General features: G+C 63.2%; 10 protein-coding genes. 1 reads left to right on the top strand and 9 read right to left on the bottom strand.

Annotated features, from left to right (window positions below):
- Positions 1 to 28 precede the first annotated feature (28 nt).
- On the top strand, positions 29 to 1,093 hold the full coding sequence (locus tag NLX68_RS24010; RefSeq protein WP_254286108.1) for an AI-2E family transporter: 1,065 nt from the start codon (positions 29 to 31) through the stop codon (positions 1,091 to 1,093).
- Here the strand turns inward: NLX68_RS24010 and NLX68_RS24005 are convergent.
- The 9 genes from NLX68_RS24005 to nuoG form a co-directional block, all read right to left on the bottom strand.
- Positions 1,090 to 3,144 (bottom strand): TonB-dependent receptor, encoded by a 2,055-nt coding sequence (locus tag NLX68_RS24005; RefSeq protein WP_254286107.1) that lies wholly within the window; start codon positions 3,142 to 3,144, stop codon positions 1,090 to 1,092. The two genes, NLX68_RS24010 and NLX68_RS24005, sit on opposite strands and share 4 nt — an antisense overlap.
- Before the next feature lie 207 nt (positions 3,145 to 3,351).
- A complete protein-coding gene (nuoN, locus tag NLX68_RS24000) occupies positions 3,352 to 4,821 on the bottom strand; it encodes an NADH-quinone oxidoreductase subunit NuoN (protein WP_254286106.1) in 1,470 nt (489 codons plus the stop codon).
- A 7-nt stretch (positions 4,822 to 4,828) separates the two neighbouring features.
- On the bottom strand, positions 4,829 to 6,361 hold the full coding sequence (gene nuoM / locus NLX68_RS23995; RefSeq protein WP_010220412.1) for an NADH-quinone oxidoreductase subunit M: 1,533 nt from the start codon (positions 6,359 to 6,361) through the stop codon (positions 4,829 to 4,831).
- Between the two features lie 39 nt (positions 6,362 to 6,400).
- Entirely contained in the window at positions 6,401 to 8,254 is a 1,854-nt protein-coding gene (nuoL, locus tag NLX68_RS23990; protein ID WP_254286105.1) for an NADH-quinone oxidoreductase subunit L, read from the bottom strand.
- The gene (nuoK, locus tag NLX68_RS23985) at positions 8,251 to 8,559 is read right to left on the bottom strand and encodes an NADH-quinone oxidoreductase subunit NuoK (RefSeq protein WP_010220409.1); all 309 of its coding nucleotides are present in this window, start codon (positions 8,557 to 8,559) and stop codon (positions 8,251 to 8,253) included. Before nuoK ends, nuoL begins: the two co-directional genes overlap by 4 nt.
- 4 nt (positions 8,560 to 8,563) lie before the next feature.
- A complete protein-coding gene (gene nuoJ, locus NLX68_RS23980; RefSeq protein ID WP_010220408.1) occupies positions 8,564 to 9,064 on the bottom strand; it encodes an NADH-quinone oxidoreductase subunit J in 501 nt (166 codons plus the stop codon).
- Between the two features lie 9 nt (positions 9,065 to 9,073).
- Positions 9,074 to 9,622 carry an NADH-quinone oxidoreductase subunit NuoI gene (gene nuoI / locus NLX68_RS23975; protein ID WP_009400993.1) on the bottom strand — a complete coding sequence of 183 codons (549 nt, stop codon included), beginning with the start codon at positions 9,620 to 9,622 and terminating at the stop codon, positions 9,074 to 9,076.
- A gap of 11 nt (positions 9,623 to 9,633) precedes the next feature.
- Complete coding sequence (gene nuoH / locus NLX68_RS23970; RefSeq protein ID WP_036994526.1) at positions 9,634 to 10,641, bottom strand: NADH-quinone oxidoreductase subunit NuoH; 1,008 nt, start codon at positions 10,639 to 10,641, stop codon at positions 9,634 to 9,636.
- Positions 10,638 to 13,352 (bottom strand): NADH-quinone oxidoreductase subunit NuoG, encoded by a 2,715-nt coding sequence (nuoG, locus tag NLX68_RS23965; RefSeq protein WP_254286104.1) that lies wholly within the window; start codon positions 13,350 to 13,352, stop codon positions 10,638 to 10,640. Before nuoG ends, nuoH begins: the two co-directional genes overlap by 4 nt.
- Positions 13,353 to 13,476: the final 124 nt, after the last annotated feature.

Genomic DNA, 13,476 nt, shown 5'->3' with positions numbered 1-13,476 from the left:
TAACGAATAGAACGCACAAGGAGCGCACATGAACGAAACCGTCATGCAACACAAGGCGTTACTGGCGCTGCTGGTGCTGGTGACCATCGCCTTTGTCTGGATTCTCCTGCCGTTCTATGGCGCCGTGTTCTGGGCGGTGATCCTCGGTATCGTCTTCGCCCCGCTGCAACGCCGTCTGTTGGCGCGCCTGGGCTGGCGGCGCAACCTGGCGGCCGGGCTGACCCTGTTCATCTGCCTGGTGATCGCGATCTTGCCGGTGATCATCATCAGTACCCTGCTGGTGCAGGAAGGCGCTGCGCTGTACAAGAACATCGAGAGCGGCGAGCTGGACCTGGCCGGTTACATCGAACGTTTCAAGAACATCCTCCCGGCCTTCGCGCAGAACTTCCTTGAGCGCATGGGCATGGGCGACCTGGCCGGCCTGCGCGACAAGATTGCCAAGGGCGCGATGCAGGGCAGCCAGTTCTTCGCCACCCAGGCCTTCAGTTTTGGCCAGGGCACCTTCGATTTTCTGGTCAGCTTCGGCGTCATGCTCTACCTGCTGTATTTCTTCTTGCGTGACGGCGCCGAGCTGGTGCGCAAGGTCCGCACGGCGGTGCCGCTGGCCGAGCAGCAGAAGCGTCGCCTGCAACTGAAGTTCAACCGCGTGGTGCGCGCCACGGTCAAAGGCAACCTGTTGGTGGCGGTGACCCAGGGCGCCCTGGGCGGCATCATCTTCTGGATTCTCGACATCCCCAGTGCCCTGGTCTGGGGGGTACTGATGGCCTTCCTGTCGCTGCTGCCAGCGGTGGGCGCGGGGATCGTCTGGGCGCCGGTGGCGGTGTATTTCGTCGCCACCGGTGCGTTCTGGCAAGGCGCGGTGCTGGCGGCCTACGGTGTGTTCGTGATCGGTCTGGTGGACAACGTGCTGCGCCCGATCCTGGTGGGTAAGGACACCAAGATGCCCGATTTCCTGATCCTGGTGTCCACCCTTGGCGGGTTGGCGGTATTCGGCCTCAACGGCTTTGTCATCGGCCCGCTGATCGCCGCGCTGTTCATCTCCAGCTGGGCGATCTTCGTCTCGACCAAACCGCAGGTGCAATTGCCCAGTTAGCGGAAGCTGTACGACACCCCGGCGTAGACGCCGAAGCCTTCGCCCGGGGTCGAGCGGGCGACGTCCGCCCCCTTGTCGTCGTAGCCCGGGGTAACGGTGGCGGCGTAGCGCTTGTTGGTCAGGTTGCGCAGGTCGAGCCAGGTTTGCCAGTCCTGTTTCGGCGAGTTGTAGCCCAGGGTGGCGCCGAGAATGGCATAGGCGTCGGTGGGGTAGCTATTGGCGTAGTCGACCTGGACCTTGGACGCCATCTGCGTGTTGATCCCTGCATACAGGCCGCTTGGCAGGTCGAAGCGCAGCTCGGCCTGGTAGTAGTGCATGGGGATGCCCGGCAGACGGTTGTCGCCAAACGTATCGTCGTCGCGGTAGTGGAAGTCGCTGAAGGTGTAGGCCTGGCGCAGGGACAGCTTGCCGACGCCGTCGCGTTCCCAGAGCAGGCTGTCGAGCCCGGCCTCGATGCCCTGGTGCACGGTTGGGCTGGCGTTGAACTCCTTGGCGGGCTGACCTTGCACGATCTCCACGGCCAGCAGCTCATGGCGTACGTTCGAGTAGTACCAGGCCAGGTCCCAGCGACCGATGGACGACTCGCCGCGGGCACCCAGTTCCAGGGTGGTGGCGGTCTGGTTGTGCATTTCGATAGGTTGCGTGGCGCTGGTCGAGCTCCAGATCAGCGACCACGGGTGCGGCGGCTCCACCGAGCGGCTGAGGTTGCCATAGACCTGCAACTGCGGGCTGATGTCATAGCGCAGACCCAGGCGCGGTGCGTAGTCCCAGTCACTCTGGCTGACCTTGCCGCCGTTGTCCGGATAGGTCACCGCGCTTTCGCGACGAGTGTAGATCGCTGCCAGGCCGCTGGTCAGCCACAGGTCCGGGATCAGTTTCAGTTCGTTGCCAACCTGCAGGACGCTGTCCGAACCCTGGTAGGTGAAATCTCGCGTTTTCGCACCGAATACCCCATTGACCCGCGAGTATTGCGAAGCACCGCTGTTGGGCAGGTGCTTGGTGGTACGCCAGCCGATGGTGGTTTTGCTCGCGTGGCCGAACAGGGTATGGCGGCGCTGATAATTCAGGGTGCCGCTGACGTCGGTGTAGGCGACCTTCAGGCGCATTGGGCCTTCACGCAGATCCATCGGATAGTCGTGATAGACAAGGCCTGCTTCCAGTTGCGAATCGTCATCGAGATAAAAGGTGGTCTTGTTTCCCAGCCAGGTACTGCCCGGCTGCGGACGGCTGTCATCACGTGTCAGGTAGGCCGGGTTGGCCGCACGCGGGTCGTGCTTGATCTGCTCCTGGGTCAAGCGTCCGGCCAGATCGTTCTCGGTTTCGCGGTAGCGCAGGTAAAAGCGGGTTTCCAGGTTCGGGTTGAAACGGTAGCCGACGTTGGCGGCGATGCCCTTGCTGCTGCCACTGCTGTGGTCCTGGTAACCGTCGTATTCCGAATCGGTCAGCGCCACGTAGTAGTCCAGGTCACCCAGTACCTGGCCGGAACTGATCTGGCGCTTGGCGTAGCCGCGGCTGCCGACCTCGTAGCGCAGTTGCAGCGGTGCGGCGTCGCGGCCGGTGTGGGTGATGTAATCGATGGCGCCACCCAGGGCCAGGGAGCCCTTGTCGAAACCGTTGGCTCCGCGCAGCACCTCGGCGCGGCTCAGCCACAGCGGCTCGAACAGCTCATAGGGGGTGCCGCCGGGGCCGGTCAGCGGCAAACCGTCGAACATCGTGTACACGCCAGAGCCATGGGCGCCGGGTGCGCGGTTGATACCCGAACCGCGGATCGACAGTTTGATACCGTCGTTGCCGGCCGACTGGGCGAACACCCCGGGTTGGTAGGCGAGCACATCCTGGTTGCTGGCGACCCGGCCTTGCTCCACTCGCTGCATGTCGATCAGGTTGCTGGCGCCGGGCACCTGCTGCAGGCGATCGCGAGCGTCTTGCAGCGCGCTGTGTTCCTGTTCCTGGATCAGCACCTGGCCGAGTTCGATGCCATCGCTGGCCTGGGCCGACGCGGCATAGGAGATTAGCAGGGCGAGGGCGGAGCGGGGTAGGGTGGGGTGCATCGAGGGGGTTCCGGGACTGTGAGCGGGTATCTGACGTCGCAACTATCAGACGAAGCACAGTCATCGATATGCAGTGGCATCATCGCGGGGCAAGCCCGCTCCTACAGGGCAGCCCATCCAGTGGGAGCGGGCTTGCCCCGCGATGAGGATTTCGGCCTGAAAACAAAACACCCCGCCGAAGCGGGGTGTTTGTCATAGCCAGATCGATCAACCGATCAGTTGCAGCCCGGCATGCTGAACCATGTCCAGCAGTGGTTGCGGGTACACACCCAGCACGAAGGCGAGGATGGCGATGGCCAGCAGCATGACGCCGCCGGTGCGCTGTTCCCAGTTCAGCGGGGCGTCGTGGCGACGCAGGTTTGGCTCGATCAGGAACAGGGTGACCATCACGCGCAGGTAGTAGAACACGCCAATGGCACTACCGATCACCAGGGCACCGACCAGCCACCACAGCTGCGACTCGACGCCGGTAGCGATGATGTAGAACTTGCCGATGAAGCCTGCGGTCAGCGGAATACCGGCCAGCGACAGCATCATCACGGTCAGCACCGCAGTCAGGTACGGACGGCGCCAGAACAGGCCGCGGTACTCGTACAGGGCGTCAGCGTCGCGGCCGTTGTATGGCGACGACATCAGGGTGATCACACCGAAGGCACCGAGGCTGGTGATCACGTAGGTGACCAGGTACACGCCGATGGCTTCAACCGCCAGGCCCTTGCTTGCCACCAGGGCGATCAGCAGGTAACCGAAGTGGGCAATCGAGGAGTAACCGAGCAGACGCTTGAGGTTGCTCTGGGTCAGCGCCAGCAGGTTGCCGATCAGGATCGAGGCGACAGCGATTATCGACAGCACGGTGGTCAGCACGCCGCTGCTGGCAGCAGGGGAGAGCATGAACAGGCGCACCACGACGGCGAACACGGCAACCTTGCTGGCGGTGGCCAGGAAGGCGGCGACCGGTGCCGGAGCACCTTCGTAGACGTCCGGGGTCCACAGGTGGAACGGTACCAGCGACAGTTTGAAGGCCAGGCCGACCAGCATCATGCCCAGGCCCAGTTGGGCGATCATGCTCGGCATGCTGGTGGTTGCCAGGGCCTTGCCGATGCCGTCGAAGCTCAGGCTGCCGGCGTCGGCATACAGCAGCGCCATGCCGAACAGCAGGAAGGCGGAACCGGCGGCCGAGAGCACCATGTATTTGATGCCGGCTTCCAGCGAGCGCTTGTTGAAGAAGGCATAGGCCACCAGGCCATAGACCGGTACCGACAGCAGCTCCAGGCCAATGAACAGGCCTGCCAGGTGCTGCGCGCTGACCAGTACCAGGCCGCCCAGGGCCGACATGAGGATCAGCAGGTACAGCTCTTCGCGGTTGCCTGGGTAGCCCTTGCCGCCATCACCCAGATACGCATGGGCGAGGGTGACGCAAGCCAGGGTGGCGACCAGGATCAGCGCCATGTACAGGCAGGCGAAGTTGTCGATGGTCAGCAGTGGGGTGACTGCCAGCGGCGCGACCTTCAGGGCCGGGATGATCGACAGCAGGGCCAGGTTCAGGCCCACGATAGACAGCAGGAAGGTTTGCGAGTGGTTGCGGCGCCAGGCGATCGCCAGCATCACCACGACAGTGGTGATGGTGGTGATCAGCAGCGGCGCAAGCGCGATAAAGTGTTGAATCGTCAGGTCCATAGCGCTCTTACCGGGCCGAAGCGAGTTGAGTGAAAGCGGTACCGAACCACTGCTGCACACCGCTCATGGTGGCGGCAGAAGTGTCCAGGAACGGCTGCGGGTAGATGCCCAGCAGGATCAGCAGGCCAGCCAGGCCCAGCACCATGATCATTTCGCGGGTGTCCATGCCAGCCAGGACTTCATCGGATTTGGCCGGGCCGAAGTAGGCGCGGTGAATCATGATCAGCGAGTACACCGAACCGAACACCAGGCCGCAAGTGGCGAGGACAGTGACCCATGGCGAAGCGACAAAGCTACCGATCAGGATCAGGAATTCGCCAACGAAGTTACCGGTACCTGGCAGGCCCAGGGACGCGGCGGCGAAGAACAGGCTGATGGCCGGCAGGTAGGCGATGCGGTGCCACAGGCCACCCATCTGACGCATGTCACGGGTGTGCAGGCGCTCGTACAGCTGGCCGGCGAGGATAAAGAGTGCCGCAGCCGACAGGCCGTGAGCCAGCATCTGGATCACCGCACCTTGCAGCGCTTGCTGGCTGCCGGAGTAGATACCGATCAGCACGAAGCCCATGTGCGAAACGCTGGAGAAGGCGACCAGACGCTTGATGTCGGTCTGGGCGAACGCCAGGAAGGCACCGTAGAAAATCCCGATCAGACCGAGGGTCATGGCGATCGGCGCAAACTCGGCCGAGGCATTCGGGAACAGCGGCAGGGCGAAACGCAGCAGGCCGTAGGCCGCGGTCTTCAGCAAGATACCGGCAAGGTCGACGGAACCTGCGGTCGGTGCCTGGGCGTGAGCGTCAGGCAGCCAGGAGTGGAACGGTACCACCGGCAGCTTGACCGCGAAGGCGATGAAGAAGCCGAGCATCAGCAGGTATTCGGTGCCAGCCGGCAGTTCGGCCTTGAGCAACTGGGTGTAGTCGAAGGTGATCACACCGGTGTTGCTGTAGTTGACCAGGACCAGGCCAAGGATCGCCACCAGCATGATCAGGCCGCTGGCCTGGGTGAAGATGAAGAACTTGGTCGCGGCGTAGATCCGGGTCTTCTTGCCGTCCGAGGAGCTGTGACCCCAGAGCGCGATGAGGAAATACATCGGCACCAGCATCATTTCCCAGAAGAAGAAGAACAGGAACAGGTCCAGGGCCAGGAACACACCGACCACGCCGCCGAGGATCCACATCAGGTTGAGGTGGAAGAAGCCGACGTGACGCTGGATCTCTTTCCAGGAGCACAGTACCGAAAGCACACCCAGCAAGCCGGTGAGCAGGATCATCAGCAGCGACAGGCCGTCGAGGGCCAGGTGCAGGCTGATGCCGAAGCGCTCGATCCACAGCACTTTGAATTCGACCGCCCACTCAGGCGCGGCGCCCGGTGCAGGGGCCAGGGTGTAGTCCCCGTTGGCCCACAGCCAGAGGCCGATACCAAGCAGCAGGGACATGGTCAGCAGCGCAATCCAGCGTGGCAGGGTGGCGCCGAAGCGCTCACCCAGCCAGCACAGCAGGCCGCCGATGAAGGGGATCAGGATCAGCCAAGGCAAAATCATGACGGGCTCAATTCCTTTCGCAAAGTCGCAAGGTTCATATCAGACCGCAGCCATTACAACGGCACCGAGCACAAGCACGGCACCTACGGCGATCGAAGCGGTGTACCAGCGCAGCTGACCGGTTTCGGTTTTGCTCATGGCGGCATGACCGCCCTTGGCCATACGCGGAATCAGGCCAATACTGCGGTCAACCGGATCCTTGCGCAGGATGTGGGCGATCAGCAGGTAAGGTTTGACGAACAGCTTGTCGTAGATCCAGTCGAAGCCCCAGGCGGCGAACCACCAGGCCGACAGCACGCGGCCGATGCCGCTGCCGGCAATCGCGGTGACCAGGCGACGCTTGCCCAGGAACAGCACCGCGGCCAGCAGGATACCGGCAATGGCGATGGCGCCCGAGGCGATTTCCAGGCTGTGCTTGGCTTCGCCGCCGGCATGGCCGACGCTCTGCGGCAGCACGCCCGCCAGTGGTGGATGAATCCAGGCACCGACGAAGGTCGACAGCACGATCAGCACGCCCAGCGGCAGCCAGTGGGAAATCCCGTGGCCGGCGTGGGCTTCGGTCTTGGCTTCGCCGTGGAAGGCGATGAAGATCAGGCGGAAGGTGTACAGCGAGGTCATGAACGCACCGACCAGGCCGGCGTACAGCAGACCGTTGTTGCCGCTGGCGAAGGCTTCCCAGAGGATCTCGTCCTTGGAGTAGAAACCTGCGGTCAGCAGCGGCAGGGCTGCCAGGGCGGCACCACCGACGATGAAGCTGGCATACGCCAATGGCAGTTTCTTCCACAGGCCGCCCATCTTGAAGATGTTCTGCTCGTGGTGGCAGGCAACGATCACCGCACCGGAAGCAAGGAACAGCAGGGCCTTGAAGAAGGCGTGGGTCATCAGGTGGAAGATCGCGCCTTCCCAGGCACCAACGCCCAGGGCCAGGAACATGTAGCCGATCTGGCTCATGGTCGAGTAGGCGAGGATACGCTTGATGTCGGTCTGTACCAGGGCGGCGAAACCGGCCAGCACCAGGGTCACACCGCCAACCACACCGACCAGGTGCAGGATGTCGGGAGCCAGGGCGAACAGGCCGTGGGTACGGGCAATCAGGTAGACGCCAGCGGTCACCATGGTTGCCGCGTGGATCAGTGCCGAAACCGGAGTAGGGCCGGCCATCGCGTCGGCAAGCCAGGTCTGCAGCGGCAGCTGGGCGGATTTACCGACCGCACCACCGAGCAGCATCAGGGTCGCCAGGACCATCCAGAAATCACCCGCCTGGAACTTCTGCGGTGCCAGTACCAGCAGCTCCTGCACGTTCAGGGTGCCGAGCTGGGCGAACAGGATGAACAGGCCGATGGCCATGAACACGTCGCCGATACGGGTGACGATGAAGGCTTTGAGTGCGGCGTTACCGTTGTTGCGGTTGCTGTAGTAGAAACCGATCAACAGGTACGAGCACAGGCCCACGCCTTCCCAACCGAAGTAGATGAACAGCAGGTTGTCGCCCAGCACCAGGAACAACATGCTGGCAATGAACAGGTTGGTGTAGGCGAAGAAGCGCGAGTAGCCGGCTTCACCACGCATGTACCAGGAGGCAAACAGGTGGATCAGGAAGCCGACACCGGTGACCACACCGAGCATGGTGATCGACAGACCATCCACGTACAGGGTGAAGTTCGGCGTAAAGCCGTCCACCGACATCCACTGCCACAGCAGTTGGCTGTACGCGCCGCCTTCCGGCGGGGCGACGTTGAACTGCCAGATCACGTAGGCGGCCACGGCGGCCGAGAGGCCCACCGAACCGACGCCGACCAGCGCCGACAGGTTCTCGGACCAGCGACCGCGCGAGAACGACAGCAGCAGGAAGCCGATCAGGGGGAATACGAACGTCAGGAAGATAAGGTTCATCCGCGCATCTCACTGGCTGCATCGATGTCGAGAGTGTGGAAGCGGCGATACAGCTGCAGCAGGATCGCCAGGCCGATACTGGCCTCGGCGGCTGCCAGGCTGATCACCAGGATGAACATGATCTGTCCATCCGGCTGCGCCCAACGGCTACCGGCGACAATGAACGCCAGTGCCGAGGCGTTCATCATGATTTCCAGGCTCATCAACACGAAAAGAATGTTGCGGCGCACCATCAGGCCGACAAGGCCGAGGCAGAACAGGATGCCGGCGACTGCCAGGCCATGCTCGAGAGGAATTGCAGACATGTGATTACTCCTTCGCCTCGTTGCGGCCGAGGTGGAAAGCCGTCACCGCTGCGGCAAGCAGCAGCATCGAGGCCAGTTCCACCACCAGCAGGTAAGGACCATACAGGCTGATGCCGACGGCCTTGGCGTCAACGGTAGTGTGGCCGATGCCGCCGCCGCTTTCGCTGGCGAACAGCACGTACAGCAGCTCGACCAGCAGCAGTGCGCCAAGCACTACCGGGCCGAGCCAGATGCCCGGCTTGAGCCAGCCACGTTCCTGGGCGACCGAAGCCGGCCCGAGGTTGAGCATCATCACCACGAAGACGAACAGCACCATGATGGCGCCAGCGTAGGCGATCACTTCCAGAACACCGGCGAACGGAGCGCCGAGGGCGAAGAAGGTCATCGCCACGGAGATCAGTGAAATGATCAGGTAGAGCAGGGCGTGCACGGGGTTGGTGTTGGTGATCACCCGAAGGGTGGACACCACAGCGACACCGGATGCGAAATAGAAAGCGAATTCCATCTTTCTTCCTTAAGGGAGCAAGCTCTTCACGTTGATCGGCTCGGCCTCGTTCTGCGCGGCGCCTTTCGGCTTGCCGGCAACAGCCATACCTGCAACACGGTAGAAGTTGTAGTCAGGGTTCTTGCCGGGGCCGGAGATCAGCAGATCTTCTTTCTCGTACACCAGGTCCTGACGTTTGAACTCGGCCATCTCGAAATCCGGCGTGAGCTGGATCGCGGTGGTCGGGCAGGCTTCCTCGCAGAGGCCGCAGAAAATGCAACGGGAGAAGTTGATGCGGAAGAACTCCGGGTACCAACGACCGTCTTCTGTTTCGGCTTTCTGCAGCGAGATGCAACCGACCGGGCAAGCCACGGCACACAGGTTGCACGCTACACAGCGCTCTTCGCCATCCGGGTCGCGGGTCAGGACGATGCGGCCACGGTAGCGTGGCGGCAGGTAGACCGGCTCTTCGGGGTATTGCAGGGTGTCACGTTTGCGAAAACCGTGAGAGAACACCATCACCAGGCTGCGCAGCTGGGTGCCTGTGCCCTTAACGATGTCGCCAATATACTTGAACATGGGTCAAATCCTCACTGGGCCGCAACAGCTGGCGTGTTGAGCAACACGAGCGCAGCGGTCACCAGCAAATTGATCAGGGTCAGCGGCAGGCAGAACTTCCAGCCGAAGTCCATCACCTGGTCATAGCGCGGGCGCGGGATCGAGGCGCGCAGCAGGATGAACAGCATGATGAAGAACGCGGTCTTCAGGGCGAACCAAATGAACGGGATCTGCGGCAGGATGCCGAACGGACCGTGCCAGCCACCGAAGAACAGGGTCACCAACAGCGCCGAGACCAGGATGATGCCGATGTATTCACCGACGAAGAACATGCCCCACTTCATGCCGGCATATTCAATGTGGTAACCGTCGGCCAGTTCCTGTTCCGCTTCCGGCTGGTCGAAGGGGTGACGGTGAGTCACGGCGACGCCTGCGATGAAGAAGGTGCAGAAACCGAAGAACTGCGGAATGATGAACCACAGGTTCTGCGCCTGGTAGTCGACGATATCGCGCATGTTGAACGAGCCAGCCTGGGCAACGATGCCCATCAGCGCCAGGCCCATGAACACTTCGTACGACACGGTCTGGGCCGAGGCCCGCAGGCTGCCGAGCAGGGCGTACTTGTTGTTCGACGACCAGCCGGCGAACAGCACGGCGTACACCGACAGACCGGCCATGGCGAAGAAGAACAGCACGCCAATGTTCAGGTCCGCGACACCCCAGGTCGGGGTGATCGGGATGATCGCGAAGGCGATCAGCAAGGCGCTCATGGCCACCACTGGCGCCAGGGTGAAGATCACCTTGTCGACGAAGGGCGGGTTCCAGTCTTCCTTGAAGAACATCTTCAGCATGTCGGCAGCGATCTGGAACATGCCGAACGGGCCGACGCGGTTCGGACCGTAACGGTCCTGCCACCAGCCCAGCAGGCGCCGCTCGACGAAGCTGAGCAGCGCACCGCAGACCACCACGGCCAGCAAGACCACGACGGCCTTGATGACGGTGATGATCACATCGATCACTTCAGGGGTGAACCAGGTCATTGTGCTGCCTCCTGCAGGCCTTCGACGGATGCACCGAAGATGGCTGGCGGAATGCCGGCCAGGCCTTTCGGCAGGGCAACCAGGCCTGCGCCCAGTTCTTCATTGATGCGCAGCGGCAGACGCAGGGTCTGGCCTGCCACGTTCAGGCTGAGCATGGCGCCGTCGTTGACACCCAGGCGGTCGGCTTCGGACTTGGCCAGGGCCACGTAGGCCTCTGGGATGCGCTCTTGCACCGGGGCGGCGCGCGAGGAGTTCTCTTCGCTGCCGAACAGGTGGTAGAACGGCACTGCTTGCCAGGTGCCACGGGCCGGGGCGAAGGCCGCCGGTACGCTGGCGAACCAGTTCAGCTTGTCGCCCTGGGTTTCGATCAGGCGGGTGCCCGGGTCGCCTGCGCGCAGGTGACCACCGACCTCGTCCTGGAACTTGTTCCAGGCTTGCGGCGAGTTCCAGCCCGGCGACCAGGCGAACGGCACTTGCGAGCGCGGTTCGGCCGAGCCCGAGTAACCTTCCATGGAGAAGGCGAACGCGGTGTCCTTGTCTTGCGAGGTACGTGGCTCGTGCACGCTGATGTCGGCGCGCATGGCAGTCCGGCCGGAGTAGCGCAGCGGCTCACGCGCAAGCTTCATGCCCTTGATGCGGAACGAAGCGGACGGTGCGGCGTTGACGATGCCGGTCAGTTGCGGCGCGGCAGCGGCGCAGGCGCTGGTGACGTGGTCCAGCTGGGTCCAGTCGACCGGTTTGTTGAGCAGGGTGGCACGCAGGGCGTGCATCCAGCGCCAGCCTTCGTGAACCAGGATGCTGCTGTCCAGGTAGGTAGGGTCGAACACCTGGAAGAAGCGCTGGGCACGGCCTTCCTGGCTGACCAGGGTACCGTCGCCTTCGGCAAACGATGCAGCCGGCAGCACCAGGTGGGCGCGATCGGTAGTGGCGGTCTTCTGGTGATCGGCAACGATGACTACTTTGGCAGCGGCCAGGGCAGCGTCGACCTTGGCAGCGGAGACGCGGCTGTACAGATCGTTTTCCATCACGACGATGGCGTCGGCCTTGCCTTCGATCACCGCATCCAGGGCGGCATCGATCGACTCGCCGCCGAGCATGGCCAGGCCGAGGCTGTTGGCCTCAGGGACCACCAGGCTCAGCGAGCCGTTCTTCTCGCGCAGCTTCAGGGCCTTGGCGATGTTGGCCGCGGCTTCGATCAGGGCGTTGGAGCCCAGCGAGGTACCGGCAACCACCAGCGGACGGTTGGCGGTAACCAGGGCGTCGGCGATGCGCTTGGCCAGGGCCAGGGCTTCGGGGTCCAGGCCTTCGACGGCCGGCGCGCTCGGGTCGATGGCGTGAGCCACGGCGAAACCGATGCGGGCGAGGTCGTCCGGCGCTGCGTGCACGCACTCTTCGGCCACGTCATCGAGCTTGGTTTCGGCCAGGCTTGCGATAAACAGCGGGTACATGGCGTGCTGGCCGATGTTCTTCACCGCGGCGTCGAGCCAAGGCTGAACACGCATGGCATCGGCCATGGCTTCGGCCTTGCCCTTGACCGACTGGCGCAGGGCCAGGGCGACACGGGCGGCGGTCTGGGTCAGGTCTTCGCCGAGGACGAACACCGCGTCATGGTCTTCCATGTCGCGCAGGGTCGGGACTGGCAGCGGGCTGTCGTTGAGTACTTGCAGGGCCAGGCGTACGCGGGCCAGCTCACCGGCTTCCATACCCGAGTAGAAATGCTCGGTGCCGACCAGCTCGCGCAGGCCATAGTTGCTTTCGAGGCTGGCACGCGGCGAGCCGATACCGACGATGTTGCGCCCGCGCAGCATGTCCGCGGCCTTGTCCAGGGCGGCATCCAGGCTCAGCTTGGTGCCGTCGGCCAGCAGCGGCTGACGTGGACGGTCGGTGCGGTTGACGTAGCCATAGCCGAAGCGGCCACGGTCGCAGAGGAAGTACTGGTTGACCGAACCGTTGAAGCGGTTTTCGATCCGACGCAGTTCGCCGTAACGCTCACCCGGGCTGATGTTGCAACCGCTGGAGCAGCCATGGCAGATGCTCGGGGCAAACTGCATGTCCCATTTGCGGTTGTAGCGCTCGGAGTGGGTCTTGTCGGTGAACACACCGGTCGGGCAGACCTCGGTGAGGTTGCCGGAGAACTCGCTCTCGAGGGTGCCGTCTTCAACGCGACCGAAGTAGACGTTGTCGTGGGCACCGAACACGCCCAGGTCGGTACCGCCGGCGTAGTCCTTGTAGTAACGCACGCAACGGTAGCAGGCGATGCAGCGGTTCATCTCGTGGGAGATGAACGGGCCGAGCTCCTGGTTCTGGTGGGTACGCTTGGTGAAACGGTAGCGGCGCTCGTTGTGGCCGGTCATTACCGTCATGTCTTGCAGGTGGCAGTGACCGCCTTCCTCGCACACCGGGCAGTCGTGCGGGTGGTTGGTCATCAGCCATTCGACGACGCTGGCACGGAATACCTTGGCTTCTTCGTCTTCGATGGAGATCCAGCTGCCATCGGTGGCAGGGGTCATGCAGGACATGACGATACGACCACGGGTGTCGTTCTCGTCGGTGTACTGCTTGACCGCGCACTGGCGGCAGGCGCCGACGCTACCGAGCGCCGGGTGCCAGCAGAAATAGGGGATGTCGAGGCCGAGCGACAGACACGCCTGTAACAGGTTGTCTGCGCCGTTGACTTCGAGCTCTTTGCCGTCTACGTGGATAGTGGCCATGGTTCAAAGTTCTTCGTTGGCCCGCGTCTGCGGGCGTGGCTAATGGAAATCTGTGTGCCTGCAGCCCGCTACAGGTGTCCCCGGGCGAGCTGAGCAGGCAGCGGGCGGCACGGACCGCCCGCGT

Source organism: Pseudomonas sp. SBB6, from assembly GCF_024213215.1.
Lineage (GTDB): Bacteria > Pseudomonadota > Gammaproteobacteria > Pseudomonadales > Pseudomonadaceae > Aquipseudomonas > Aquipseudomonas donghuensis.
The sequence above is the reverse complement of the archived record's forward strand: the minus strand, read 5'-3'. Positions and strand labels throughout refer to the sequence as shown.